This window comes from Curtobacterium sp. USHLN213 (assembly GCF_037144815.1).
Classification (GTDB): domain Bacteria; phylum Actinomycetota; class Actinomycetes; order Actinomycetales; family Microbacteriaceae; genus Curtobacterium.
The window spans coordinates 292487-317722 of the sequence record NZ_JBBCYQ010000002.1 but is presented as its reverse complement, the minus strand read 5'-3'; the positions used below and the strand labels follow the sequence as shown (position 1 = coordinate 317722).

Here is a 25236-nt window from a genome sequence, read left to right as displayed (position 1 = left end):
GCGACGATGCACCTCGACCTGACCGACCGCGTGGTCGTCGTGACCGGAGCCGCGCGCGGCATCGGTGCCACGATCGCCGCACGGTTCCACGCGGAGGGGTGCCGGGTCGTCGCGTTCGACCTGGCGTTCGACGAACCCGCTGCCGCGGACGCGCCCGCCGCCGGGGACAGGGCCGCCGCCGGGGACGAGGCCGCCGCCGGCGCCGCGCTGCCGGTCGACCGGGTGCGCTGCAACGTCGCCGACCCCGAGTCCGTCCGCGCCGCCGTGGACGAGGTCGTCGCCCGGCACGGCACGATCGACGTGCTCGTGAACAACGCCGGCATCAACGTCGAGGGAGTGGTCGCCGACCTGCAGTGGGACGACTGGCGCCGATGCATGGACGTGAACCTCGGCGGGACCTTCCTGATGAGCCAGGCCGTGGCACCCGTGATGCAGGCCGCCGGGCGCGGACGGATCATCAACGCGGCGTCGTTCGCGGCGATCGTGCCGAGTGTCGGGAGCGCTGCCTACGCGGCGTCGAAGTCGGCCGTCGTGGCGTTCACCCGCGTGCTCGCGTCGGAGCTCGGCCCGTGGGACATCACCGTCAACGCGTACGCCCCGGGGATGGTGCCGACGGCGATGAACGGCTTCGCGACGATGCCGGCCGAGGCACAGGACCGTCTGCTCGACACCCTGTCGCTCCGTCGGTGGGAGACGGCCGACGACGTGGCCGACCTGCTCGTGTTCGTGGCGAGCGATGCTGCCGGGTACGTCACGGGGACGCTGCTGGACGTGTCCGGCGGCAAGTTGGCGACCCAGATCCCGGCGCGGGCGCACGGGCGCTGAGTCGATCGTCACCCGGGGTGGTCAGCGCAGCATCCGCTCCAGCAACACCCGTAACTCCCCCCGCTCCCCCACGGACAACCGGGTGGTCAGGGGCAGCAGCGACTCCCGGATCGCCGCCTCGAGCGATCGGGCGACGTCGAGCCCGGCATCGGTGATGACGACGTCCACCGCCCGGGCGTCCTCGGCGTTCGGCACCCGCCCGAGCAGCCCCTTGGCCGACGCGCGCGCCACGAGCCCGGTCATCGTCGACTTCTCGAGGCCGAGGTACTGCGCCAGGTCGCCGATCCGCATCCGCCGGTCACGCAGGATCGCGAGGACACGCAGCTGCGTCAGCGACAGCCCGGCATCCGCCGCGATGCCGGTCAGGGCGCCCATCGTCCGGAACGCACTCTCGCCGAGGGCGTCGACGAGCCGCTCGTCTTCCGTCATCTCCTGCATACCCTCAGCCTACTTGACTCACTTCGTGTTACGAACTACTTTGTTCGCAACACGAACCTTTCAGGAGGCAGTCATGCACGCAGCCGTCGTCACCGAGTTCGGCCGGTCCCCGGTCTGGCAGGAGTTCACCGACCCCGTCCCCACCGCCGACGAGGTGGCCGTCGACGTCGTCGCCGCCGGACTGCACCCACGGGTGCGGTCCCAGGCCGACGGGTCGCACTACACGAGCGAGGGGGCGCTCCCCCTCGTGCCGGGCGTCGACGCGGTCGGGCGGTTCCCCGACGGGACGCTCCGCTACTTCGCCGTCGCGAGCGACACCCGCGGCACGATGGCCGAGCGGGTCGCCGTGGATCCGCGGGCGAGCGTCGTCCTGCCCGTGGGCGCCGTCCCGGTCGCCGTCGCCGCCGGCGCGAACCCCGTGATGTCCTCGTGGGTCGCGCTCCGACGCCGCATCGACTTCGCGCCCGGCAGCCGTGTCCTCGTGCTCGGCGCGACGGGCGCCTCCGGCTCAGCGGCGGTGCAGGTCGCGAAGCACCTCGGCGCCGAGCACGTCGTCGCGAGCGGACGGGACGCGACCCGACTCGGAGCGCTGCCGGCACTCGGCGCGGACGTCGTGGTCCCGCTCGACGACGTCGACGCGGTCGGTGCGGCAGCCGCGGACGTCGACGTCGTGATCGACTACGTGTGGGGCCAGCCCGCCGCGGACGTCATGCGCGCACTCGTCACGGCCCGGCAGGAGCGCGGACGCCGGCTCGACTGGGTGGCGATCGGCTCGACGGCGGGCCAGGAGGCGCGGATCCCCTCAGCAGCGCTCCGTGCGTCCGGCCTGACCATCGTCGGGAGCGGCCAGGGTTCCGTCGGGCGGGCGGCGTTCGTCGCGGAGCTCCCGGGGATCGTGGCGGCGATCGCCGACGGCACGATCCGGGTGGACGCGACGGCGGTGCGCATGGCGGAGGTCGAGGCGGCCTGGGCCGGACAGGTCGGTGCTTCGACGGGCAGAGTGGTGCTGGAAGCCTGATCCTCGATCGGCCTCCCTGTCCGCCCACTCAGGAACTCCACATCCCCCTCTCCGTAGGCTGTGAGGGCCCAGTGAGCCGGACTGCAGCCCGACCCCGAGGAGGTGCCCGATGGTCATCGTCCTCGTCGCGTTCGCGATCGTCGCCCTGATCGTCCCCGCCCTGACCCCCGTCCTCGGCCGCCGCGTGTTCTACGTGGCGGCCCTCGCACCGGCAGCAGCCGCGGTCCTGACCGTCGCGCAGACCGGTCCGGCGTTGCACGGCGCGGTCACGGAGCGGTTCCAGTGGGTGCCGCAGCTCGACCTCGCGATCGCCCTGCGGATGGACGCCCTCTCGTGGGTCCTCGCCCTCGTGGTGAGCGTGGTCGGTGCCCTCGTGCTCGTGTACTGCGCCACGTACTTCGGGCCGGACGAACCCGGACTCGGTCGGTTCGCCGGGGTCCTCACCGCCTTCGCCGGGTCGATGTACGGGCTCGTGGTCGCCGACGACGTCATCGTGCTGTTCGTCCTCTGGGAAGCGACGACGGTCTTCTCCTACCTGCTGATCGGCCACGACTCGGTGAAGCGTGCCAGTCGCGCGGCGGCGATGCAGGCGCTCGTGGTCACCACCGCCGGTGGTCTGGCGATGCTCGCCGGTCTCGTGGTGCTGTCGGTGACCGCCGGGACGACGTCGCTCTCCGGGATCGTCGCCGATCCGCCCTCGGGGACCGTCGTTTCCGTGTCGGTCGTGCTCGTCCTGCTCGGCGCGCTGACGAAGTCCGCCATCGTGCCGTTCCACTTCTGGCTCCCCGCCGCGATGGCCGCCCCGACCCCGGTCAGCGCGTACCTGCACGCCGCGGCGATGGTCAAGGCCGGCATCTACCTCGTCGCCCGGCTCGCGCCCGCGTTCGCGCTCCTCGGCGGGTGGCGCGAGACCATCACCGTGCTCGGGGTGCTCGGCATGCTCATCGGTGGGTACCGTGCGCTCCGGCAGACCGACATCAAGCTCCTGCTCGCCTACGGCACGGTCGCCCAGCTCGGGTTCCTCGTGCTCGCGGCCGGGTGGGGTGCGCCCGAGGTCGCCCTCGGCGGGGTGGCGCTGCTGGTGGCCCACGCGGCGTTCAAGTCGACCCTGTTCCTCGTCGTCGGGGCGATCGACCACGTCACGGGCACCCGCGACCTCGCGCGCCTGAGCGGTCTCGGACGCCGGATGCCCTGGCTGACGGTCGTGGCCGTCCTCGCACTGCTGTCGATGGCGGGCATCCCGCCGACGATCGGCTTCGTCGCGAAGGAGGCCGTGCTCACCGGCTTCATCGACTCGCTGCACGGCCCGGACGCCGGGTGGGCGTGGTTCGCGCTCGTCGGCGTGACGATCGGCTCGGTGCTCACCGTGGCCTACTCGCTGCGGTTCCTGTGGGGCGCCTTCGCCCGGAAGCCCGGCGTGCCCGACACCGAACCGCACGGCCTGCACGGCCTCGGCGTCGTCCCGTCGGTCCTCGCGCTCACGGGTCTCGCACTCGGGCTCGCGACGCCCCTCGTGGCGCACGGCATCGAGCCGGCCGCGCACGCCGCCGCCCTCCCCGGCGAGGTCCCGCACCTCGCGCTCTGGCACGGTCTCGAGCCGGCGCTCGGCCTCTCCGCGGTGACGCTCGTCGGCGGTCTCGCGCTGTTCGCCCTGCGCCGCCCGGTCGAGGCACTCCAGCACCGCCTCGCGGGTTCCCCCAGCGCGTCGAGCATCTACCGACACCTCATGCGCGGGCTCGACCGGGTGGCCACGGGCCTCACCGCCGGGGTCCAGCGCGGTTCGCTCCCCTACTACCTGACCGTCATCCTGTCGGTGTTCGTCGCCGGGGCGCTCGTCAACCTGGTCATCGGCGGACCGTGGGCGTTCCACGTCCGGTTCGCCGACTCGTGGGGACAGATCCCCGTCGTCCTCGTCATGTCGATCGCCGCGATCGCCGTCCTCACCGCCAAGACCCGGTTCGCCGCGGCGGTGCTGGTCGGCGTGACCGGGTACGGCATGTCCGTCCTGTTCGTGCTGCACGGAGCGGTCGACCTCGCCCTGACCCAGCTCGTGGTCGAGACGGTGACGCTCATCGCGTTCGTGCTCGTGCTGCGCCGGCTCCCCCCGCGGATCGCCACCGCGAACCCGTCCCGCTTCCGGGTCGTGCGGGCGCTCTTCGCGGGCCTCGCCGGGCTGACCCTCGCGATCGTGGTCGTCGTCGCCGCATCGGCACGGACGGCCGAGCCGCTCTGGCCTGACCTGCCGGCGTTGACGAGCTCGTTCGGGCACGGCCTGAACGTCGTGAACGTGGCCCTCGTCGACCTCCGAGGCTGGGACACCCTCGGCGAGCTGACCGTCGTGGTCGCCGCCGCGACGGGCGTCGCGAGCCTGATCTTCGTGAACTCCCGCGAGGACACGCTCCCCCGCCTCCGCGACCTGCCGGCTCGGCTGACCGCCGACCGCGACGAGCGCACGGACGGCGAGCCCCGCGCCTGGCTGCCGACGAGCGCCGCGATCCCGACCGGCCGTTCGGCGCTGCTCGACGTCGTCGTCCGCCTGCTGTTCCACGGCCTGATCGTCCTGTCGGTCTACCTGCTCTTCGCCGGGCACAACGCGGCGGGCGGCGGGTTCGCCGGTGGTCTCGTCGCGGGCATCGCCCTCGCGGCCCGGTACCTCGCGGGTGGCCCGGCCGAGCTCGGCGCCGCAGCCCCGGTCCGGGCCGGACGCCTGCTCGGGCTCGGCGTCGCCACGGCCGCGATCACCGCCCTCGTGCCGATGTTCTTCGGCAGGGAAGCCCTGTACTCCGAGTTCTTCGAGGCCACCGTCCCGGTGCTCGGCCACGTCGAGTTCGTCACCGCCACGTTCTTCGACATCGGCGTGTACCTCGTGGTCGTCGGCCTCGTGCTCGACGTCCTCCGCAGCCTCGGCGCCGAGGTCGACCGGCAGCGGCTCGAGGACGCCTCGACGCCCGTGCAGGACATGACCGAAGCCCCCACCCCGGAAGGGAGCGCCACGTGACCGTCACCCTCGTGCTCGTCATCGCGATGGCGGTGCTGTTCTCCTGCGGGGTCTACCTGCTCCTCGAACGCTCGCTGACCCGGATGCTGCTCGGCTTCCTCCTGCTCGGCAACGCCCTCAACCTGCTGCTCCTCGTGATGTCCGGTGCTGCCGGCAACCCGCCGATCGGCAAGAGCTCCGAAGGCATCACGGACCCGCTCCCCCAGGCGTTCGCCCTGACCGCGATCGTCATCACCTTCGCCGTGAGCGCGTTCCTGTTGGCCCTCATCCACCGCTCGTGGAAGCTCTCCCGCGCCGACGAGGTCGAGGTCGACGAGGCCGACGTCGCGATCGGTCGGGAACGCGACGAACCCGCCGACGAAGACCCCGAGACCACCACCGACGCAGAACAGGAGGCGACCCGATGACCTGGCTCGTCCCGCTCCTCGTCCTCGTCCCGCTGCTCGGCGCCGCGGTCGCGCTCGGACTCCTCAACCACCAGAAGCTGCAGCGCGCGATCACCGTCGTGGTGCTCGTCGTCGCCCTGGCCGTCGCCGCGACCCTCATGGTGCTCGTCGACCAGCACGGCACGATCGTGGTGCAGGTCGGCGGGTGGGACGCGCCGTACGGCATCTCGCTCGTGGTCGACCGGCTGAGCGCGCTGCTCCTCACCGTGAGCGCGAGCGTGCTCCTCGTCGTCCTGCTCTTCTCGATCGGACAGGGTCTCGCGGCCGACGACGGCGAGGCGCCGGTCACGATCTTCTACCCGACGTACCTCGTGCTCGCCGCCGGCGTGCTCGACTCCTTCATCGCCGGGGACCTCTTCAACCTGTACGTCGCGTTCGAGATGCTGCTGGTGGCGAGCTACGTGCTCATCACCCTCGGCGGCAGCGAGCAGCGCGTGCGGGCGGGCACCACGTACATCGTGACGAGCCTCATCGCGTCGGCGATCTTCCTCGCGGCGATCGGCCTCGTGTACGGCGCCACCGGCACGGTCAACATCGCCCAGATCAGCGAGCGGATGGCTGCCCTGCCCGAGCACGTGCAGCTGCTCCTCCACACGATGCTGCTCATCGGGTTCGGCATCAAGGCCGCCGTGTTCCCGCTGGCGTTCTGGCTGCCGGACTCCTACCCGACCGCGCCGGCCCCGGTGACGGCGGTGTTCGCGGGCCTGCTGACGAAGGTCGGCATCTACGCGATCATCCGGCTCGAGACGATCATCTTCCCGAGACCGCAGCTCAACACCGTGCTCCTCATCGTGGCGATCCTGACGATGGTGGTGGGCGTGCTCGGTGCGGTGTCGCAGACCGACGTGAAACGACTGCTGTCCTTCACGCTCATCAGCCACATCGGGTTCATGGTCATGGGTGTCGGCCTCGGTTCGGTCGCCGGGACGGCCGCCGCGGTGTTCTACACGGTCCACCACATCGTCGTGCAGACGACGCTCTTCCTGGTCTCCGGGCTGATGGAACGCGTCGGCGGGACGACCTCGACCCGATCGCTCGGTGGGCTGCTCAAGGCCGCCCCGCTGCTCGCCGCGCTCTACCTCGTGCCGGCGTTCAACCTCGGTGGCATCCCGCCGTTCTCCGGCTTCATCGGCAAGCTCGGCCTCTTCCGTGCCGCGGCGATCGACGGCTCGCCCCTCGCCTACGCGACGATCGCCGCCGGTGTCGTGACGAGCCTCCTGACCCTGTACGCGCTCATGCGCGTCTGGGACGCCGCGTTCTGGCGTCCGAAGCCCGCGGCCGAGGCAGCCGCCCCGCACGCGAGCACCGCAGAGCCGCACGCCCACCTGCGGTCGCCGGAACCGGCGCCGCTGACCGTGTCCGAGGACACGGGCAAGGCGTTCCACCCAGGAGGCTCGGTGACGGTCACCGACGCACCGCACGCGAGTCGCGCCTCCAGTCCGGAGACCGCACCGACGGCCACGCAGGACGGCGTCGGTGAGGCACCAACGCGCGTGAAGCTGCCGCGCATGCTCGTCGGCGTGACGACCGTGGCCGTCCTCGGGTCGGTCGCCCTGACCGTCGTGGCCGGCCCGCTGTACGGCTACGCGACCCGCGCGGCGGAGTCGCTCGAGTCCCCGGACCGCTACGTGCAGGCCGTGCTCGGGGGGACGCGATGACCGCGGACAGCACCCGGCGGATCACGAACGCGCGGCGCATCGCCGTCGCGTGGCGCTACGACGTCCCGCTCGTCGCCGGGCTGACCGTGCTCTGGGCGCTGCTCTGGGGTTCGTGGACGCCGCTGACCCTGCTCTGCGGGATCGTCGTCGCGCTGCTCGTGACGCAGTTGCTCCCGCTGCCGCCGGTGCCGCTGTCCGCCCGGTTCTCGATCCCGCACGCCGCGTGGTTCCTGGTGGTGTGGTCCGGGCTGGTCGTGCTCGCCTCGTTCCGGGTCGCCTGGGTCGCCCTCCGCCCACGCGGGGTCCGGCGGAGTTCGATCACGCTCGTCCAGCTCCACACCACCTCCGAGATGACGTTCACCCTGGCGACGCTCGCGATCTCCCTCGTGCCGGGGTCCTACGTCGCCGACGTCGACCTGCGACGCCGCCGGCTGCTCCTGCACGTCCTCGACACCGAGCGGGTCGAACAGGTCGACGCGGCCCGCCGTGAGGCCCTCGGCATCGAGACGCTCGTCATCCGGGCGCTCGGGTCGAAGCAGGACCTCTCCGAACTGTCCGAACCCCTGCCGGAGGTCACGCGATGAGCGCCGCAGTCGTCGTCATGGGGATCGCGATCGCCCTGGTGCTCGCGCTGCTCGGGGCCACCCTCGTGCTCGCCGTCCTCCGCATCGTGCGGGGCCCGACCATCCTCGACCGGATGATCGGCTCGGACATGGTGCTGACGACCGCGCTCGTGGTGATCGGTGCCGCGATGGTGATCCGGCGGGACCTGACGGCCGTGCCCGTCCTCGTGGTGATCGCCGCGACGAGCGTCTTCGCCACGATCGCCGTCGCCCGTGCGGTCACCCCGTCCTCCGATCCGTCCGACGAGGGGCTGACCGTGACCACGCCCGAGCACGCCGACGACCAGGAGCGTCCCCAGTGATCGACATCATCCAGGGGTTCATCGACGGCGCCGGGGTCCGCGCGTGGATCGCCGTCGGGCTGCTGCTCGTCGGGGCGGTGCTGTCGCTCGGCGCCGGCGTCGGGATCGTCCGGTTCCCCGACCCGCTCGTCCGGCTGCACGCGATGGCGAAGCCGCAGGTGCTCGGGCTGGCGTTCGCCCTCGCCGCGATCGTGGTCGCCGTGTGGACGTGGACGGCGCTGTGGGTCGTCCTGCCGATCATGGTGTTCCAGCTGTTCCTCGTGCCGGTGTCGACGCACATGATCGCCCGCGCGGGGCTGCGGGCGGACGACTACCGCCACGAGGACCTGCTGGTCGACGACACGGAGTCGTGACCACCGCGCTCGCCCGTCGTCGGTACGCCTGACGAGTGTGAGCCGTTCAGATCGCGCATGTGACATTTGAGTCTCCACCTCACAGAGATCGGAGACCACCATGCGGATCCCGTCCGTCATCCTGGCGACCTGCGTCGCCTCCGCCATCAGCGTCGGAGCCGGCGCGCTCGTCGCACCCGCCGCGTTCGCCGCGTCGACCGCAGCACCCGCCGCGGCGGTCCAGCCCGCCGCAGCGCAGCTCGTCGTGACCAGCCCCGGCGAGTACCTTCCCGGCGGCGACGTGCTGATCGCGGGCACCGCAGCGGCCGGCAGCGACATCACCTTCTCGTCGACCGGCGACTTCCTGCTCGGCGAGACCACCGCCGACGACCGCGGCGACTGGCAGTGGACGTTCGACGCGAGCGACATCGGCGGCGACTACACCCTCCGGATCAGCGACGGCCGCACCTCGGTCGACCACACCCTGCGTGACGTCAGCCCGCCCACGGCCGGCCTCGTCGTCACCAGTGGTGACACGTACGACCCGGGACCCGACACGGTCGTCGCCGGCACCGCGGAACCGGGCAGGCGGATCGTCATCGAGTCGGCGTACGGCTGGCGGCTCGGCGAGACCGAGGCCGACGACCAGGGCGACTGGCGCTGGGAGTTCGACACGTCCGAGTACAGCGGCGACATCGCCCTGCGGATCCGCGACGGGTGGAACACCGTCGAGCACACCCTCCGCGACGTCAGCGTGCCCGTCCCCGTCTCGCAGATCACCGTCACGAGCGCGGACACCTACCGCCCCGGTGACGAGCACGTGCTCGTCTCCGGGCACGCCGAACCCGGCCGGACCCTCGAGATCTCGACCGTCGGGGACTTCCTCCTCGACCGCGTCGTGGCCGACGACGAGGGAGCGTGGAGCTGGGTGTTCGACGCCAGCGACGTCGGCGGCGACTACACGCTCCGGATCGCCGACGGCTTCTCGAGCGTGGACCACACCCTGCGCGACGTGAGCTGAGTCCGTCATGACCGGGGCCGCGGCACCACCCATGCCGCGGCCCCGGTCACGCCCGCTCCCTGCCCCCACTCCCCGAAGGGAAACCCTTGCACCATCGCGTCCTCGCCCTCGCCGTCGGTTCAGCCACCGCCGTCGGCCTCGCCCTCGGCTCGGCACCAGCAGTACCGGCCACCGCCGTCCCGTCAGAACCCTCGGTGACCACCACGACAGCGGCAGCCGACACGAAGGCGACCGACGAGGTCACCCCCGTCCCGCTCGAGGTCACGTCCGACCGGACCTACACGCTCGGCGAGCCCATCGCCATCACCGGTCGCGCCACCCCCGGCGCCGTCCTCGTGATCACGGACCCGGTGCGGCCGGGCACCACGATCGGCTTCCGCGTGGACGACACCGGGGTCTGGAACTGGACGTCACCCGCCGTGCACCAGCGATCGGTCACCATCCACTTCGAGCAGGTGCACGCCGACCTCGGGATCGAGGAGAGCCTCGACGTCGAGTTCGTCAACGACGAGGCCGACCGCGAGTTCGCACCGCTCGCGATCACGTCCGACACGACGTACACCTACGGCCAGCTCCTGACCGTCTCCGGCCGGGCGACGCCGAACGCCACGGTCCAGTTCACCGACCGGAACGATCCCGACAGCACCTGGTCGCTGGGACGCGCGGACAATGCGGGGAACTGGACGATCACCAGCGTGCGGCCGATCCGCAAGCCGACGCTCACCCTGACGATCACGCAGTACCACGTCGGCACGGACCGCTCCGAGACCGTCGCGGTCGACTTCGCGAACGACGACCCCGGTGCGGTGCACGACCCGATCGTCCTCGAGACGCCGCGGACCTACCGGGTGGGGACCGAGGTGACGCTGCGCGGCACCGCGATCCCCGGCTACCTGATCGGCGTCTCCGGCGAGGGTGTGCCGACCGAACTCGTGCAGGCCGACGACCGTGGCAACTGGTCGGTCCCGGCCTTCCGCGCCACGGCCGACGACTACACGGTGCTCGTGACCCAGACGAGTCCCGACGGCTCGTTCCGCGATCGCGAGCGGTTCACGCTGCTCGGCCACCACGCGGACCTGACCTACCAGCGGACGGTGTTCAAGCACGGCGAGCCGCTCACCGTCGCCGGCACCGGGACACCCGGCGCCACGCTCGACCTCCTCGCCGACGGCGCCGTCATCGGCACGACGACGGTGGCGGACTCCGGGCGCTGGTCGCTGACGACGTCGACGGCACTCCAGGGGCCACGGCTGCGTGCACAGGTCCGCCAGACCGCCGAGGGCATCGGTTCCGAGAGCATCGATGCCACCTTCATCGCGACCGGGATCCGCGTCCCGATCGAGGTGACGTCCGAGGTCGACTACGAGCCGGGTTCACCGCTCACGATCTCGGGGACCGCCGCGCCCAATGCCACCCTGACCTTCAACCCGGGGCCGACCCCCGGCAACGGGCTCGGGAACATGCGCGCGGACAGCACCGGGCACTGGACGCGGACGATCGACTACCACTCCATCCTCTGGGAGCTCACGATCCACCAGCAGCACTGGACCGGGAACGACGAGCTGACGGTCCAGGTGTTCGACTGGGGTCGGTGACCGGGTACGGGCCTGGAGGCGCGGTGCGGGCCCGCACCGTCCCTCCAGGCCGTCAGGCGGTCACGCGTGTGCGCGACGCGACAGCACGAGGTTCGCCACCGCGGCGAGCACGACGACCGCCGCGGACGCGGCCGGCAGCAGCATCGCGGCGTCGGCCCCGTGCTGCTGGGCGACGTCGCCCGTGATCGCCGACGCGATGGACTGCCCCACGATCACGGCGGAACCGAGGATCGTCATGGTGGTCGCCGAGCGCCCGACGGGCGAGCGGTCGGAACCGAGGCTGTACTGCGCGACCAGGGTCGGACCGATCCCGATCCCCATCACCGCGAGCACGACCCCCACGGCGACGACCGAGCCGGCCTGCGAGAACCAGACGGCACCGCCGAGCAGCACGACGCCGAACACGAGCCACCGCCACCCGAGGGCGAACCCGCGCGGGAACGCCGCCGAGCCGAGGGCGAGCCCCGCGGAGCCGATGCCCATCAGGCCGTAGAGCAGCCCCGCCTGCGAGGGCTCGCCGTGGGTCTCCATGAAGGCGGTCAGCGCGGTGAGCGTCGAGCCGAAGAACAGGCCGACGCCGAGGATCCCGAGGACCACCACGACGAGCCGGGGCCGCAGGAGCTGACGGGCCGGTGCCTGCGCGAGCTCCTCGTGGCGGCCGACGACGAGCTTGCCGGTCGGGTGCAGCGCGAACGCCGTGACGAAGACGAACGTCAGCGCGGAGGCACCGGCGACGGCGACCCACGGGGCGATCGCACTCGCGAGGATCCCGACGAGGAACGGGCCGATGATGAACACGGTCTCGTCGGCCGCGGACTCGTACGCCATCGTGCCGCTGAGGACCTTGCCGCGACGAGCCGGGGCCATCCGCTGCCCGATGATCGCGACGAGCCGGGTCCGGGACATCGGGGCGACCTGGGGCGCCGAGGCCCCGATGCAGAACGCGAGTGCGAGCACGGCGACGTCCGGCGCGGTGCCGTCCACCACGAACGGGAACACCCCGAGCAGCACGGCGTTCACCAGGCCGACGGGCACGAGCACGTTCCGCTGGCCGAAGCGGTCCGCGGCGGCACCGACCAGCGGGCCGAAGACCGCGGCGCCGATGCCGACCGACGCGGAGTTGACGCCGCCGAGCGCCACGGAGTCGCGCGCGGAGACGACGAGCGTCAGCACGCCGACCACCATCATCGCGAAGGGGAGCCGGGCGACGAACGCGACGGGGAAGTACCAGCGTCCGGCGTGGGCGACGAGCGAGCGGTCGTCGGTGGTCGCGGGCGCGGGCGCGGTGGAACTGGTGTGGAGCATGGAGGTGTGCCTTCTCGGCCCGGCCGGGGATCTCCTGGGGCGGACCCATCGGGTGCCGCCGTTGTCCGTCGGGGTGCCGACGGCCGGTAGATACACACTGCGTGTTGGTGGAGCGGCCCCAGGGTACCAGCGGTAACGGTTCGTCACCCGGGGCCCGGTGTCACGGGCGTCCTCCTATCGTGGCCGCCATGGAACAGCGACGCATGGGGCGGACGGGGGCTCCCGTCAGCGCGCTGACCCTGGGGAGCCGTGCCGTGTCGACGGTCGCCGAGCGGGACGTGGACGACGCCGTCCGACTCGTCCACGAGGCGCTCGGGCGCGGGGTCACCGCGGTGGACGTGTCCGACGCGGAGGGGGCGGGCCTCGCCGAGACCGTCCTCGGTGCTGCACTGGGCGACCGCCGCGAGGACGTGTTCCTGGCGGTCCGGTTCGGGGACCCGGTCGACCGGGACCCGTCGCACCACGGCAACGGACGGCGGTGGATGTTCCGCGCGGTCGAACGGAGTCTCGAACGGCTCGGCACCGACGTCATCGACCTCTACCAGCCGGCGCACCCGGACCCGGCGACCTCGCTCGACGAGACCCTCGACGCGCTCGCCGACCTCGTCACCCAGGGCAAGATCCGCGCCTTCGGGATCCCGGGCTTCCCGGCCGAGGAACTCGTCGAGGCGCAGTGGCTCCGGTCGGGCGGGAAGAGTGCCAGCGCGACGCACGCCCCGTACTCGATCCTCACCCGGACGGCGGAGCGGACCACCTTCCCGGTCGCCCGACGGTTCGGGCTCGGTGTGCTCGCGGCCGCGCCCCTCGCGGGTGGCTGGCTCGCGGGTGCGTACCGGAACGGCACCGTGCAGCCCCGGTCGCCGCGGGTGGTCGAGCAGCCGCAGGCGTACGACATCGGCGCCCCGGCGAACCGACGGAAGCTCGACGTCGCCGACCGCCTGGGGCACCTCGCGGACGAGTCCGGGCTCACCCTGCTCGAGCTCGCGGTGGGCTTCGCGCTGACCCACCCGGACGTGTCGAGCGTGGTGATCGGTCCGCGGACGGTCTCGCACGTGGACGCGTACGCGCAGGCGGCCGAGGTGGTGCTCGACGACGAGGTGCTCGACGCGATCGACCGGGTCGTGCCGCCGGGGACGCACGTGCTGGAACGCGACACGGGGGTGGAGCTGCCGGGGCTCAGCCGGGAGCGGCTCCGCGGGCGCGTCCTCGCCCACTGACGAAAGGACCCCGTCAGCGGGAGGCGATCAGCGGTACGCGACCGTGCTGACCGCGGCGTGCGCGACCATGACCGGCAGCGCCAGTGCGTGCGGGAGCCGGGCGGCCGTGCGCTCGAGCCGGCCGAGCACGCCGTCGAGGGCGAGCGCCTGGCGGGCGGCACCGGTGATGCCGGTGACGCCGGTCGCGTCGGCGGTGCCGGTGGTCCGTGCGGGAGCGACCGGACGGGCGGTCGTGGTGCGGGCGGTGCGGGGCTGCAGGATCGTGGTCATGGTCGGACCTCCGGGTCGGGAGCCGCCCCTCGCGGCTCGTGGTACACAACATATTGGACATCAGTTCCCATGTTAACTGTTATGTCACGCGGTCTCGACGACTCCCGCGTCGTAGGATCTCGACCATGGTGGAGATCCCGCGTCCGAGCCCGACCGACCTCCTCACGATCGGCGAGGTCGTCGCCCGGACCGGGGTCGCGGCGTCGGCCCTGCACTTCTACGAGCGCAAGGGCCTCATCCACCCCGAGCGCACCGCCGGCGGCACCCGCCTCTACCCACGACACGTCGAGCGGCGCATCGCGATCATCCAGGTCGCCAAACGGCTCGGGATCCCGCTCAGCGAGGTCGCGGAGCAGTTCGAGACGCTGCCGTCCGACCGCATGCCGTCGCTGCGGGACTGGAACCGCCTGAACGAGCGGTGGCGGGCACGACTCCGCGCCCGACAGCTCGAACTCGAGCGCCTGCAGGAGGAGATGACGCAGTGCATCGGCTGCGGCTGCGTGTCGCTGAACGCCTGCCTCGTGATGAACCCGGGCGACGAGCTCGGTGCCGAGGGGCACGGAGCCCGGCGGTTGCTGCCGATCGCGGACGAGGTGCCGGACCGGACCGTCTGACGGCCTGGAGGGACGGTGCGGGCCCGACCCGCGCCTCCAGGCCGTCGACCGGTCGCGTCGCGGTCAGCGCGTCGCGTCGCGCAGGTGGTCGTCGATGCGCGTGAGCGTCGCGAACGTCGCCGCCACACCCTCGTCGTCGCCCCCGAGCGCCTGCCGGAGCATGCCGGCCCAGTGCGCGTGCAGCCGTTCGATGCTGCCCGCGGCGAGCTCGGTCGAGTACAGCTGCACGGTCCGGGCGTCGTCCGGGTCGGGCCGACGCTCGACCATCCCCTTCGCCACGAGCGACCCGACCGCGACGCTGAGGTTGCTGCGCTTGAGGGCCGTCGCCTCGGCCACCGCGCTCGGCGTCGACCCGGGGTTCCGGTCGACCCAGCGCATCACGAGGGCCTCGGTGCCGGTGAGCGGCACGATGTCGAGCGACCTCGCACCGTGCGGGTCGATCTCGCGCGAGATCCGGAGCACGACGTCGGCGAGCTCGGCGAGGAGGTCGTCGGACGGCGCGGATCCCATGCCGTCACCCTACCGACGTCGCGCATCAGTTATGCTTTCATAATCATGACCACGGACACCGGCTCCATCCGCGCGCACGCCGCGACACCCACGACCCGGCAGCAGGGCATCACCACCGGCCTGCTGCTCGTGCTCGGCCTGCTGAGCGCCGTCGCGCCCTTCGCGACCGACCTCTACCTGCCGGCCTTCCCGCAGATGACCACCGAACTGCAGGCGTCGGCGACGACCGTGCAGCTCACCCTCACCGCGTTCCTCGTCGGCGTGACCGCGGGACAGCTCGTCTTCGGACCGCTGTCCGACCGGTTCGGCCGGGTGCCGCCGCTCCTCGCCGGCGCCGCACTGTGCGTGCTCGCGAGCGCCGCGGCCGTGCTCGCACCGAACGTCGGTGTGCTCGTCGTCGCCCGCCTGCTGCAGGGCCTCGGCGGTGCGGCCGGCATGGTGATCGGTCGCGCGGTGATCTCCGACCTCGCGACGGGCAAGCCGGCGGCGCGGGCGTTCTCGCTCATGATGATCGTCGGCGGGGTCGCCCCGGTGGTCGCGCCGCTGCTCGGAGGGTTCCTGACGGGGCCGATCGGCTGGCGCGGGCTCCTCACCATCGTGCTCGGCCTGTCGGTCCTCATGCTCGTGGCGGTGCTCGCCGTGGTCCGCGAGACGCACCTGCGTTCGCGCCGCGATGCCCTGCGCGCAGAGCGACGGGCGTCCGGCGCGACGGGCTCGCCGCTGCGGGCACTCCGCTCCCGGACGTTCGTCGGGTACACCGCGGTGTTCGGCTTCGCGTTCGCCGTGATGATGGCGTACATCTCGGCGTCACCGTTCCTGTACCAGGACATGCTCGGGCTCGGCACGGTGGGCTACGGTCTCGCGTTCGGCTGCAACGCCCTCGCACTGATGGGCGTGAGCATCCTCTCGGCGAAGCTCACGGCGACCCGATCGGTCACCGGGGTGCTCGCGCTCGGCATCGTCCTCGTGCTGGCCTCGACCGTCGCGTTCGCGCTGCTCGTCGTCACGTCCGCACCGGTGTTCTGGCTCGCCGTCCCGCTGTTCACCGCCGTGGGGTCGCTCGGCCTCGTGCTCGGCAACGCGACCGCGCTCGCGCTCGGGGCGGTGCCGCAGGCTGCCGGGAGCGCCTCGGCGGTGCTGGGTGCCCTGCAGTTCGGGCTCGCGGCGCTCGTGTCGCCGCTCGTGAGCATCGGCGGCGAGGGGACGGCGGCGCCGCTCGCGGTCGTGATGCTCGCGGCCGCGGTGGTCGCTGTGGTGGCGCTCCTGGCCGCGCGCGGTCGGCGCGGCGTCAGCGCGTGACCTCGCGCTGCGCCGCAGGGCCCCGGGGCCGCAGGAACGGGATCTTCGGCATGAGCCAGTCGACCCAGACCACCCGCACGCCCGGCGCGACGGCGAGCGCCCACAGGATCGACGCGGCGGCGTCCGTCGGGTAGTGCACGGCGTCGATCGACACCGCGAAGAACACGACGACGATCGCCACGACCCCGAGCCCCAGCGCGAGGCGGTGCCACCGGGTGTCGCGGAGCAGCCAGATGAGCGCGATCACGAACGCGGTGATGTAGACCGTGTGCCCGCTCGGGTAGCCGGGGTCCGGCTGCACCGGGAACGGGTGCGGCAGCACGGCGACGTCCGGACGGGCCCGGTGCACGATCTCCTTGACGACGGCGGACGGCACCCACGTGATCGCGATCGTGCCCCCGAACGCCAGCGCCGGGCGGAGGTCGCGGGTCCGCCACCAGATCACCGCGACGACGACGACCGTGATCCCGATCGCCGGGGCGGGACTGATGACGTGGTAGACCGCCGTCGTGAACGCCCCGAGGGCGCCGGTGTGCAGCCCGTTGAGCGCCTTCGAGAGCCCGAGGTCGACCGTGTCGAGGGTGAACCCGACGATCGTGATGAGGACGACGGCGACGACGGCGATCGCCACCGACGCCAGCGGGTAGCGGCTCCGGTCGAGGATCCCGTACTCGTCGGACGCTCGTCGGCGGGGGCGGAGATCGTGGTCGGACATCCGCCCATCGTCGCAGGTGCGGCGTCCGGGCGGCCCCGAGTTCGGTGTCGGACGATCAGAGGTCGCTCAGCGAACGGCGGGGATCAGCCGCCAGGACTAGACACGAAGGCATGACAACCGTTGCCGAGAACATCGTCGCCACCCTCCGTCAGAACGACGTCGAACGGGTCTACGGTCTCCCCGGGGACTCCCTCAACGGCTTCACCGACGCGCTGCGCAAGGACGGCACGATCCGGTGGGAGCACGTCCGCCACGAGGAGGCGGCCGCGTTCGCCGCCTCGGCCGAGGCCGAGCTGACCGGGAACCTCGCCGTGTGTGCGGGCAGCTGCGGTCCCGGCAACCTGCACCTGATCAACGGCCTCTACGACGCGAACCGCTCCCGCGTGCCGGTCCTCGCGATCGCTGCGCACATCCCCACGGCGGAGATCGGTTCCGGCTACTTCCAGGAGACCCACCCGCAGGAACTCTTCCGCGAGTGCTCGGTCTACGTCGAGTACGTCGCCGACCCGTCCCAGATGCCGCGCCTGCTCGAGATCGCGATGCGCGCTGCGGTCGAGAAGCGCGGTGTCGCCGTGCTCGTCATCCCGGGCGACGTGCTCCTCGCCGAGGCCGTCGCGCCCCGCGTCACGACGATCGAGCGCGCCGAGCCGCGGATCATCCCCGCACAGGCCGAGCTGGAGCGCACCGCGCAGCTGCTCAACGGCGCCGACAAGGTCACCATCCTCGCCGGCGCCGGCGTCGCGGGCGCCCACGACGAGGTCATCGCCCTCGCCGAACGCCTGCAGGCCCCGATCGTGCACGCCCTGCGCGGCAAGGAGCACATCGAGTGGGACAACCCCTACGACGTCGGCATGACCGGGCTCCTCGGCTTCGCCTCCGGGTACCGCGCGATGGAGGACGCCGACGTGGTCCTCATGCTCGGCACGGACTTCCCGTACCAGCAGTTCTTCCCCGCAAAGGCGAAGCACGTGCAGGTCGACATCCGCGGCGAACAGCTCGGCAAGCGGCACCCGGTGGACATCGGCCTGGTCGGCACCGTCAAGGACACGGCGCTCGCCCTCATCCCGCTGCTCACCGGGTCGCACCCCACGAAGCACCTCGAGGACGCGCGCAAGCACTACGCGAAGACCCGCGCGAAGCTCGACGACCTGGCCGTGCCGGCCGGCAAGCACAAGCCGCTCCACCCGCAGTACGTCGCGCGCGCGCTCGACCGGCTCGCCGACCAGGACGCCGTGTTCATCCCCGACGTCGGCTCGCCCGTCGTGTGGGCGTCGCGGTACCTCACCATGAACGGCGACCGACGACTGATCGGGTCGTTCGTGCACGGCACGATGGCGAACGCGGTCCCGCAGGCGATCGGTGCGCAGGCGGCGTTCCCCGACCGGCAGGTCATCGCCATGGCGGGCGACGGCGGCCTCGCGATGCTGCTCGGCGAGCTCATCACGATCGTGCAGAACAAGCTGCCCGTGAAGATCGTCGTGTTCGACAACTCGTCCCTGAACTTCGTCGAGCTCGAGATGAAGGCGGCCGGGTTCGTCACCTACGGCACCGAGCTGCAGAACCCCGACTTCGCGAAGGTCGCCGAGGCGATCGGCATCGCGGGCTTCCGCGTCGACGAGTCCGACCAGCTCGAGGACGCGCTCGCCGCCGCCCTCGCGCACGACGGCCCCGCGCTCGTGTCGGTCAAGGCCGACCGTCAGGAGCTCTCGATGCCGCCGGCGGTGACCCTCGAGCAGGCGAAGGGCTTCACGCTCTACGCGATCCGCACCGTACTGTCCGGTCGCGGCGACGAGCTGCTCGACCTCGCGTCGACGAACTTCCGCCAGTTCATCTGACCGACGACGAGGGCGGCGCGGGTCAGGACTCCGCGCCGCCCTCGGCGACGATGTCCGGCGCCGGGTCGAGCGAGGCGCGGACCACGGCGTCGAGCGCGGTGACGATCCGGTCGAGGTCGAGCGAGGGGTCGTCCCCGGCGATGTCCGGGGTGGCCGGGACGTGCACGAAGCCGGCTCGGAAGCCCTCGCGGTCGGCGAAGGACATGAGCTCGTAGAACACCTGGTTGCAGGTGAACGTCCCCGCCGTGTTGGACACCGCAGCGGGGACACCGGCCGCTCGGACGTCCCGGACGATCCGCTTGATCGGCAGTCCGCTGAACGCTGCCGGGGCACCGAACGGGTCGATCGGCTCGTCCACCGGCTGCGCGCCCGCGTTGTCCGGGATCCGGGCGTCCATGACGTTGATCGCGACGCGCTCCGGTGTCACCGCGGCCCGTCCGGCAGCGAGCCCGGTCGCGATGACGACGGCGGGACGGTGCTTCGCGATCGCCGCCGCGAGCCGCGACCGCTCCTCGGCGAAGACCACCGGCAGCTGCTCGACGACGAGCGTCGCCGGGCCGTCCCATGTGGCCGCGAGCCGCTGCGCGGCTTCCCACGAGGGGTTCACGGCGTCGCCGCCGAACGGTTCGAAGGCGGTCAGCAGGACGGTCGGTTCGGTCGCGTCAGCCACGTCCTCATCGTAGGGACCTGCGGGCCGGGAGGCGCGGTGCGGGCCCGACCCGTCCCTCCCGTTCGTCGGATGGTCACCATCCGAGCGGCGCGCCGTCCTCCAGGAAGACACCCGTCGGACCGTCGGGGCCCGCGGCGGCCGCCGCGGCGACCGTCGCCGCACTGACCTCGACCGGACGGCCGTGCGGGTTCGGCACACCCCCGAACTCGGTCGCGGTGTACCCGGGCTCGACCGCGACGAAGTGGACCTCCGGCACGGCACGGGCGTACTGCACGGTGAGCATCGACACCGCCGCCTTGCTCGCGCCGTAGACGATCGCCTGGTACTGCGACGCCGGCTTCTCCGGGTCGTGGTTGGCCGCGAACGAACCGAGCGCGCTCGAGATGTTCACGACGATCGGGGCGGCCGAGGACCGCAGCAGCGGCAGCGCGGCCTCGGTCGCGCGGACGACGCTCACGGCGTTCGTGTCGAACACCTCGAGCGCCTCCGGTCCGTCCAGCCCGAGCTTGCCGATGCCGGCGTTGTTCACCAGCACGTCGAGCCCACCGGCGGCACCGATGGTCGCGAACGCCGCGGCGACCGAAGCGTCGTCCGTGACGTCGAGCTGCACGGCTCGGACCGCGTTCGGTCCCGTGCTGATCTCGTGGGCCACCGCGTGGCCGGTGTCGAGGTCGCGGGCGCCGATCCACACGGTGTGGCCGGCGGCGGCGAGCTGGCGGGCGGTCTCCTTGCCGAGGCCGCGTGTGGCCCCGGTGACGAATGTCGTTGTCATGGCCCCAGCGTCGCTCCGGCGAACGCCCTCGGGGAGCCGTCCCGCTGTCGTAGGACTGCTGGACCCAGGACAGCGGGCGCGACGGGTCGCAGACTGGAGCCGTGGAACACACCGAGTTCGGCCGCACCCTCCGTCGGCTGCGCGACCACGTCGCGCCGGACACCGTCGGCGTCGTCGCGGGGAGCCGTCGGCGCGCGGCCGGCCTCCGTCGCGAGGAGCTCGCCGCCCTCGCCGGGATCTCGGCCGACTACCTCACCCGGCTCGAACAGGGGCGGGCGACCTCGCCGTCCGCCCAGGTGGTCGAGGCGCTGGCCCGCTCGCTCCGGGTCGCGGACGCGGAGCGCGAGCTGCTGTTCCGGCTCGCCGGGCATGCCGCCCCCGGCGCCGACGTCGTGCCCTCGCGGATCCCGCCGAGCGTGCAGCGGCTGCTCGACCGACTTTCGGACACCCCGGTCGCGGTGCTCGACGCCGCCGGCACGATCCTCACCGCGAACGGGCCGTACGACGCGCTGATGGGGCCGGTCGGTGCGCTCCGTGGGCACGAGCGGAACACCGCGTGGCGCCACCTCGTCGGTCCGGGCAGCCGGGCGGTGCACTCGGACGCCGAGCAGCGGGCGTTCGAGGCCTCGGTCGTCGCCGAGCTCCGGCTCACGGTCGCCCGGTACCCGCTCGACCGCGGGCTGCGGCAGCTCGTGCGGGACCTCCGTGCCGCGAGCGAGCGGTTCGTCGAGCTGTGGGAGACCGGCGACACCGCACCGCCGCGGAGCTCTGGCCGGCGCAAGGTGGTGGAGCACCCGGCGGTGGGCCGGATCGCCCTCGACTGCGACACCCTGCGGATCGCGACCGATGACCTGACGGTGCTCGCGTACACCGCGGAGCCGGGGAGCGCCGATGCCGAGCGGCTGGCGCTGGCGGTCGTGCTCGGGACACAGTCGCTCGTCGGGTGACCGATCCGTCCGGGAGTCCCGGCGATCGGTAGGGTGGCGCCATGAAGACGACCGTCCTGGCTGCCGTCCGCCTCGCGCTCGCGGCCGCGTCCGTCGCCGGGGTCGTCACCCAGGTCGTGCTGAGCGTGCGGGTGGACTTCAGCCTCGTGAGCGTCTTCAGCTACTTCACGATCCTCGGCAACCTCTACGCCAGCACCGTGTTCGTGATCGGCGCCGTCCGGCTCCTGCGGGGTGTCCCGTCGTCGCGCGGGTGGGAGGTCGCGCGCGGCGCCGCGGTCGTCTACCTGGCGTTCGTCGGCATCGTGTTCAACACGCTGCTGGCCGGTGCCGACCTCGGCGAGCTCCTGCCGTGGGTGAACGTCGTGCACCACATGGTGGTCCCGGCGGCCGTCGTGGTCGACTGGTTCGTGGACCGCCCGCGGCACCGGCAGCCGTTCACCATGGTCTGGGCGGCCGCGATCGTGCCCGCCGTCTACACCGCGTACACGCTGGTGCGCGGCGCGGTCGTCGGGTTCTACCCCTACCCGTTCTTCAACCCGGCCCGTGTCGGCGGGTACGGCGGCGTCGCGCTGTACTGCGCGGCGCTGCTCGTCGGCTTCCTCGTGATCGCCGTGCTCGTGCGCGCATCGGGCAACGCCATGGCCCGGCGGACGGCGGTCGTCGGGTCGCGCTGATCGGCACGCCCGACGACCACCCCGACTCAGTCCTCGACGTCGAAGACCACGACGCGTTCGCTCGCGCCCTGGATGTACGCGGCGACGGGCTGGTGCTCCTCGTGCGGCAGGTACCCGGCGAGCGCCGCGCGGTCCCGGAACCGGACGACGAGCATCCAGTCGAAGCCGTCCTCGAGGCCCTCAGTGCTGATGCTCTCGCCTGACCGCACGGACTCGACGCCGTCGATCCGCGGCAGGTGCTCGCGCACGATGGCATCGGCTTGCGCCGACCGGTCGGCTGCCCCGCCGTCCCAGGCGACGAGGACCACGTGTGTCGTCCCGCTCATCGTGTCCTCCTAGAAGGCCGGGGTGCCGCCGGCGACGGTGATCGTCGACCCGGACTGGTAGCTGGACTCGGGGCTGACGAGGTGCACGTACGCGGCAGCGAGTTCGGCGGGCTGACCGGGGCGGCCGAACGGCGACTGCTCGCCGAAGTGCGCCACGGTCTCGGCGTCGTCGGACCCCGGCTGGAGGGGCGTCCACACCGGTCCCGGAGCGACCGAGTTCACGCGGATGCCCTTCGGCGCGAGCTGCTGGGCGACGGCCTCGGTGAAGAGCTTGATCGCGCCCTTGGACACCGCGTAGTCGATCTTGTCCGGGGACGGCGTGCTCGCCTGGATCGACCCGGTGGTGACGATCGTGGATCCCGGCTCGAGGTGCGGCACGGCGGCCTTCGTCAGCCAGAAGAGCGAGTAGATGTTCGTCTTGAAGGTCGAGTCGAAGTGCTCGGTCGTGAGGGTGAGGATGTCGTCGTTGCTGTCCATCCGCCCGGCGACCATGACGAGGGTGTCGAGGCCACCGAACTCGTCGACGGCCTTCTGGACGAGGTCGGTGCAGTACTGCTCGTCGGAGATGTCGCCGGGGAAGAGCACCGTACGGCGCCCTTCGCCCTCGAGCAGGTCGCGCACCTGTTCGGCGTCCTCCTGCTCGTCGGGCAGGTAGGAGAGGACGAGGTCGGCGCCCTCGCGGGAGAGTGCGATGGCGGCGGCGCGGCCGATGCCCGAGTCGGCGCCGGTGACGATGCCCCGGAAGCCCTTCAGGCGACCGAGCCCGACGTAGCTCTCCTCGCCGTGGTCGGGCTTCGGGTCCATCTTCCACGCGGCCCCGGGGAGCGACTGCTCCTGCTCCGGGTACGGCGGGGCGGGGTAGAGGGTCTTCGGATCGCGCTTGTCGTACTGGCTCATGCGCTCCACGATGCCCGGCGCCCCCTCCGCGACGGCTCAGGCCGCCGCTCATCACCGGCGCACTCAATCGAGGCGCGATCCTTGACAGCCTTATCAGGCTTAACGAGAACCGATAAGGTCGGAAAGATCGATAAGGAGGACTCGTGGATCGAGTACGCAACCCCTACACGCCGAATGCCGGTTCCGCTCCACCGGTCCTGGCCGGACGCGATGCCGAGCTGGAGGACTTCGAGAGCGTGCTCGAGCGCCTCGCCAGCGGCAAGACCGACAAGGCGGTCGCTGCGATCGGCCTCCGGGGTGTCGGCAAGACCGTTCTCCTCGGCGAGTTCGAGCGGATCGCACGCGAACACAACTGGGTGGCGGTGCCCGCCGAGATCTCGAAGACGAAGGAGTTCGGCCCGCAGCTCGCGAACCTCGTCCGCAAGGCGCTGTTCCAGCTGTCACCGAAGGCGCGGTGGAACGACGTCGCGAAGCGGGCTGCCGGCGTGATCCGGTCGTTCTCGATGACCGTGCAGCCCGACGGGGCGCTGACAGCGGGCCTCGACGTCGAGAAAGTCGACGGCACGGCGGACTCCGGTCAGTTCGACGAAGACCTCGCTGACGTGCTCGAGTCGCTCGGCGAGACCGCTCGCGACGTCGGGCGCGGAGTGGTGTTCCTGCTCGACGAGATCCAGTTCCTCTCGAAGGACGAGCTCGAGGCCTTGATCGGCGCCATCCACCGCTGCATCCAGCGACGGCTCCCGATCTCCGTTGCCTGCGCGGGCCTCCCGCAGCTCCCCGGCGTCGCGGGAGACGCGAAGTCCTACGCGGAGCGGCTGTTCCACTACATCCAGGTGATCGAGCTCGAACCCGCCGACGCGAGACAGGCCATCGTCGCACCGGCAGCCGAGGAGGGTGTCCAGTTCGAGGACGCAGCGGTCGAGGCGATCATCGCGTACACGGACGGCTACCCCTACTTCCTGCAGGAGTTCGGACGGTGGGTGTGGGATCTCGCGGAGGGTCCGGTCATCACCGCGGCGGAGGTCGCCGATGCGCGGTACCTCGTCGAAGCAGAACTCGACGAGAGCTTCTTCAAGACGAGGGTGCAGCGGAGCACGAAGGAAGAACTCCGCTACCTGCGCGCGATGGCTGCCCTGGGGCCGGAGCCCCAGAAGGCCTCGGACGTCGCTGAACAGCTCGGGAAGACGTCTGAACAGGTCGCGCCGCTCCGGGCACGGCTCATCGCGAAGGGGCTCCTCTACACACCCAAGTTCGGCTTCGCCGAGTTCACGGTGCCGCAGTTCGACAAGTTCATGCTGCGGTACATCCCGGACTTCTGACCCTCCGGTCGCAGCCGAGAGCGCATGATCCCGTCGGCTGCAAACCGACCGGGCACATGCTCCGAATGCACTGTGGGCGTCATGAGCGCCCGGACCGGCGCACCGGCGCTCCGGCCCTCGTTGAGAGAGAGGTCGCATCATGACCAGCAACGCAGCAACGAACCGCATCGGGCGCGGATCCACCTGGACGCAGAAGGGCGCCCTGGTCTTCGGGGTCGTCTTCCTCATCGTCGGCATCGCCGGCTTCATCCCCGGTCTCACGATGGACATGGGCACGATGTCGGTGGCCGGCCACGGCTCGATGGCACTCCTGCTCGGCACGTTCCAGGTGTCCGTGCTCCACAACATCGTCCACCTGCTGTTCGGCGTCGTCGGGCTCCTCGCGGCCCGCAGCGCTCGCGGCGCCCGGCTCTACCTGCTCGTCGGCGGGATCGTCTACGCGGTCCTGTTCGTCTACGGCCTGTTCACCGCCGGCATGGCCGACCCGGCGAACTTCGTGCCGCTCAACAGCGCCGACAACGTCCTGCACCTGGTGCTCGCCGTCGCGATGATCGTGCTCGGGCTGCTGCTCCCCCGCGTCGGGGCCCGTCGGGTCTGACCCGACCGTCGG

At 71.9% G+C, this 25236-nt stretch carries 27 protein-coding genes; 18 read left to right on the top strand and 9 right to left on the bottom strand.

Annotated features, from left to right (window positions below):
* The first annotated feature begins 6 nt into the window (after nucleotides 1–6).
* Entirely contained in the window at nucleotides 7–825 is an 819-nt protein-coding gene (locus WFH25_RS04140; RefSeq protein WP_336696895.1) for an SDR family NAD(P)-dependent oxidoreductase, read from the top strand.
* Nucleotides 826–846: 21 nt separating this feature from the next.
* Here WFH25_RS04140 and WFH25_RS04135 read toward each other — a convergent pair whose 3' ends face one another.
* Complete coding sequence (locus WFH25_RS04135; RefSeq protein ID WP_071296432.1) at nucleotides 847–1263, bottom strand: MarR family winged helix-turn-helix transcriptional regulator; 417 nt, start codon at nucleotides 1261–1263, stop codon at nucleotides 847–849.
* Between the two features lie 73 nt (nucleotides 1264–1336).
* Here WFH25_RS04135 and WFH25_RS04130 point away from each other — a divergent pair, with 73 nt between their 5' ends.
* The 9 genes from WFH25_RS04130 (at nucleotide 1337) to WFH25_RS04090 (ending at nucleotide 11256) form a co-directional block, all read left to right on the top strand.
* The gene (locus WFH25_RS04130) at nucleotides 1337–2281 is read left to right on the top strand and encodes a zinc-binding alcohol dehydrogenase family protein (RefSeq protein WP_336696894.1); all 945 of its coding nucleotides are present in this window, start codon (nucleotides 1337–1339) and stop codon (nucleotides 2279–2281) included.
* A 109-nt stretch (nucleotides 2282–2390) separates the two neighbouring features.
* Nucleotides 2391–5279 carry a Na+/H+ antiporter subunit A gene (locus WFH25_RS04125; RefSeq protein ID WP_336696893.1) on the top strand — a complete coding sequence of 963 codons (2889 nt, stop codon included), beginning with the start codon at nucleotides 2391–2393 and terminating at the stop codon, nucleotides 5277–5279.
* The gene (locus WFH25_RS04120) at nucleotides 5276–5686 is read left to right on the top strand and encodes a Na(+)/H(+) antiporter subunit C (protein ID WP_022907807.1); all 411 of its coding nucleotides are present in this window, start codon (nucleotides 5276–5278) and stop codon (nucleotides 5684–5686) included. The genes WFH25_RS04125 and WFH25_RS04120 overlap by 4 nt, the downstream gene beginning before the upstream one ends.
* Nucleotides 5683–7383 (top strand): Na+/H+ antiporter subunit D, encoded by a 1701-nt coding sequence (locus WFH25_RS04115; protein ID WP_070417258.1) that lies wholly within the window; start codon nucleotides 5683–5685, stop codon nucleotides 7381–7383. The genes WFH25_RS04120 and WFH25_RS04115 overlap by 4 nt, the downstream gene beginning before the upstream one ends.
* A complete protein-coding gene (locus WFH25_RS04110) occupies nucleotides 7380–7967 on the top strand; it encodes a Na+/H+ antiporter subunit E (protein ID WP_070417259.1) in 588 nt (195 codons plus the stop codon). The genes WFH25_RS04115 and WFH25_RS04110 overlap by 4 nt, the downstream gene beginning before the upstream one ends.
* Nucleotides 7964–8308, top strand: coding sequence for a hypothetical protein (locus tag WFH25_RS04105; protein WP_070417260.1), 345 nt, complete (start codon nucleotides 7964–7966; stop codon nucleotides 8306–8308). The genes WFH25_RS04110 and WFH25_RS04105 overlap by 4 nt, the downstream gene beginning before the upstream one ends.
* Nucleotides 8305–8661 (top strand): monovalent cation/H(+) antiporter subunit G, encoded by a 357-nt coding sequence (mnhG, locus tag WFH25_RS04100; RefSeq protein WP_070417261.1) that lies wholly within the window; start codon nucleotides 8305–8307, stop codon nucleotides 8659–8661. The genes WFH25_RS04105 and mnhG overlap by 4 nt, the downstream gene beginning before the upstream one ends.
* Before the next feature lie 100 nt (nucleotides 8662–8761).
* Nucleotides 8762–9661 (top strand): hypothetical protein, encoded by a 900-nt coding sequence (locus WFH25_RS04095; protein WP_336696892.1) that lies wholly within the window; start codon nucleotides 8762–8764, stop codon nucleotides 9659–9661.
* Between the two features lie 86 nt (nucleotides 9662–9747).
* A complete protein-coding gene (locus WFH25_RS04090; RefSeq protein WP_336696891.1) occupies nucleotides 9748–11256 on the top strand; it encodes a hypothetical protein in 1509 nt (502 codons plus the stop codon).
* 60 nt (nucleotides 11257–11316) lie between these two features.
* On the opposite strand, the gene WFH25_RS04085 is transcribed toward WFH25_RS04090, so the two are convergent.
* Nucleotides 11317–12561: an MFS transporter gene (locus WFH25_RS04085; protein WP_336696890.1), complete on the bottom strand. Its 1245-nt coding sequence runs from the start codon at nucleotides 12559–12561 to the stop codon at nucleotides 11317–11319.
* Between the two features lie 188 nt (nucleotides 12562–12749).
* Between WFH25_RS04085 and WFH25_RS04080 the strand changes: the two genes are divergently transcribed.
* Nucleotides 12750–13778, top strand: coding sequence for an aldo/keto reductase (locus tag WFH25_RS04080; protein WP_336696889.1), 1029 nt, complete (start codon nucleotides 12750–12752; stop codon nucleotides 13776–13778).
* 27 nt (nucleotides 13779–13805) lie between these two features.
* On the opposite strand, the gene WFH25_RS04075 is transcribed toward WFH25_RS04080, so the two are convergent.
* Entirely contained in the window at nucleotides 13806–14048 is a 243-nt protein-coding gene (locus WFH25_RS04075) for a hypothetical protein (RefSeq protein WP_336696888.1), read from the bottom strand.
* Nucleotides 14049–14173: 125 nt separating this feature from the next.
* On the opposite strand from WFH25_RS04075, the gene soxR reads away from it, so the two are divergent.
* Nucleotides 14174–14662 (top strand): redox-sensitive transcriptional activator SoxR, encoded by a 489-nt coding sequence (gene soxR, locus WFH25_RS04070; protein ID WP_070417265.1) that lies wholly within the window; start codon nucleotides 14174–14176, stop codon nucleotides 14660–14662.
* Nucleotides 14663–14725: 63 nt separating this feature from the next.
* Here the strand turns inward: soxR and WFH25_RS04065 are convergent, their stop codons facing one another.
* On the bottom strand, nucleotides 14726–15172 hold the full coding sequence (locus tag WFH25_RS04065; protein WP_071296439.1) for a MarR family winged helix-turn-helix transcriptional regulator: 447 nt from the start codon (nucleotides 15170–15172) through the stop codon (nucleotides 14726–14728).
* Between the two features lie 45 nt (nucleotides 15173–15217).
* On the opposite strand from WFH25_RS04065, the gene WFH25_RS04060 reads away from it, so the two are divergent.
* Nucleotides 15218–16471 carry a multidrug effflux MFS transporter gene (locus WFH25_RS04060; protein WP_336696887.1) on the top strand — a complete coding sequence of 418 codons (1254 nt, stop codon included), beginning with the start codon at nucleotides 15218–15220 and terminating at the stop codon, nucleotides 16469–16471.
* Here WFH25_RS04060 and WFH25_RS04055 read toward each other — a convergent pair.
* On the bottom strand, nucleotides 16461–17186 hold the full coding sequence (locus tag WFH25_RS04055; RefSeq protein WP_336696886.1) for a phosphatase PAP2 family protein: 726 nt from the start codon (nucleotides 17184–17186) through the stop codon (nucleotides 16461–16463). The genes WFH25_RS04060 and WFH25_RS04055 overlap by 11 nt on opposite strands.
* A 110-nt stretch (nucleotides 17187–17296) precedes the next feature.
* Here WFH25_RS04055 and poxB point away from each other — a divergent pair, with 110 nt between their 5' ends.
* Nucleotides 17297–19021: a ubiquinone-dependent pyruvate dehydrogenase gene (gene poxB / locus WFH25_RS04050; protein WP_071296442.1), complete on the top strand. Its 1725-nt coding sequence runs from the start codon at nucleotides 17297–17299 to the stop codon at nucleotides 19019–19021.
* 22 nt (nucleotides 19022–19043) lie between these two features.
* Here the strand turns inward: poxB and pcp are convergent, their stop codons facing one another.
* The gene (pcp, locus tag WFH25_RS04045) at nucleotides 19044–19691 is read right to left on the bottom strand and encodes a pyroglutamyl-peptidase I (protein WP_336696885.1); all 648 of its coding nucleotides are present in this window, start codon (nucleotides 19689–19691) and stop codon (nucleotides 19044–19046) included.
* A gap of 73 nt (nucleotides 19692–19764) precedes the next feature.
* A complete protein-coding gene (locus tag WFH25_RS04040) occupies nucleotides 19765–20463 on the bottom strand; it encodes an SDR family NAD(P)-dependent oxidoreductase (RefSeq protein WP_336696884.1) in 699 nt (232 codons plus the stop codon).
* A gap of 101 nt (nucleotides 20464–20564) precedes the next feature.
* Between WFH25_RS04040 and WFH25_RS04035 the strand changes: the two genes are divergently transcribed.
* Together WFH25_RS04035 and WFH25_RS04030 are read left to right on the top strand one after the other, a co-directional pair.
* A complete protein-coding gene (locus WFH25_RS04035) occupies nucleotides 20565–21410 on the top strand; it encodes a helix-turn-helix transcriptional regulator (protein ID WP_336696882.1) in 846 nt (281 codons plus the stop codon).
* Nucleotides 21411–21451: 41 nt separating this feature from the next.
* Entirely contained in the window at nucleotides 21452–22084 is a 633-nt protein-coding gene (locus tag WFH25_RS04030; RefSeq protein WP_229085831.1) for a Pr6Pr family membrane protein, read from the top strand.
* Between the two features lie 26 nt (nucleotides 22085–22110).
* Here the strand turns inward: WFH25_RS04030 and WFH25_RS04025 are convergent, their stop codons facing one another.
* Together WFH25_RS04025 and WFH25_RS04020 are read right to left on the bottom strand one after the other, a co-directional pair.
* Complete coding sequence (locus tag WFH25_RS04025) at nucleotides 22111–22410, bottom strand: Dabb family protein (protein ID WP_336696881.1); 300 nt, start codon at nucleotides 22408–22410, stop codon at nucleotides 22111–22113.
* 9 nt (nucleotides 22411–22419) lie between these two features.
* Nucleotides 22420–23307, bottom strand: a complete 888-nt coding sequence (locus tag WFH25_RS04020; RefSeq protein ID WP_336696880.1) for an SDR family oxidoreductase — start codon at nucleotides 23305–23307, stop codon at nucleotides 22420–22422.
* Between the two features lie 143 nt (nucleotides 23308–23450).
* On the opposite strand from WFH25_RS04020, the gene WFH25_RS04015 reads away from it, so the two are divergent.
* Nucleotides 23451–24626: an ATP-binding protein gene (locus tag WFH25_RS04015; RefSeq protein ID WP_336696879.1), complete on the top strand. Its 1176-nt coding sequence runs from the start codon at nucleotides 23451–23453 to the stop codon at nucleotides 24624–24626.
* A gap of 139 nt (nucleotides 24627–24765) precedes the next feature.
* On the top strand, nucleotides 24766–25224 hold the full coding sequence (locus WFH25_RS04010) for a DUF4383 domain-containing protein (RefSeq protein ID WP_336696878.1): 459 nt from the start codon (nucleotides 24766–24768) through the stop codon (nucleotides 25222–25224).
* The last annotated feature ends 12 nt before the right edge of the window (nucleotides 25225–25236 follow it).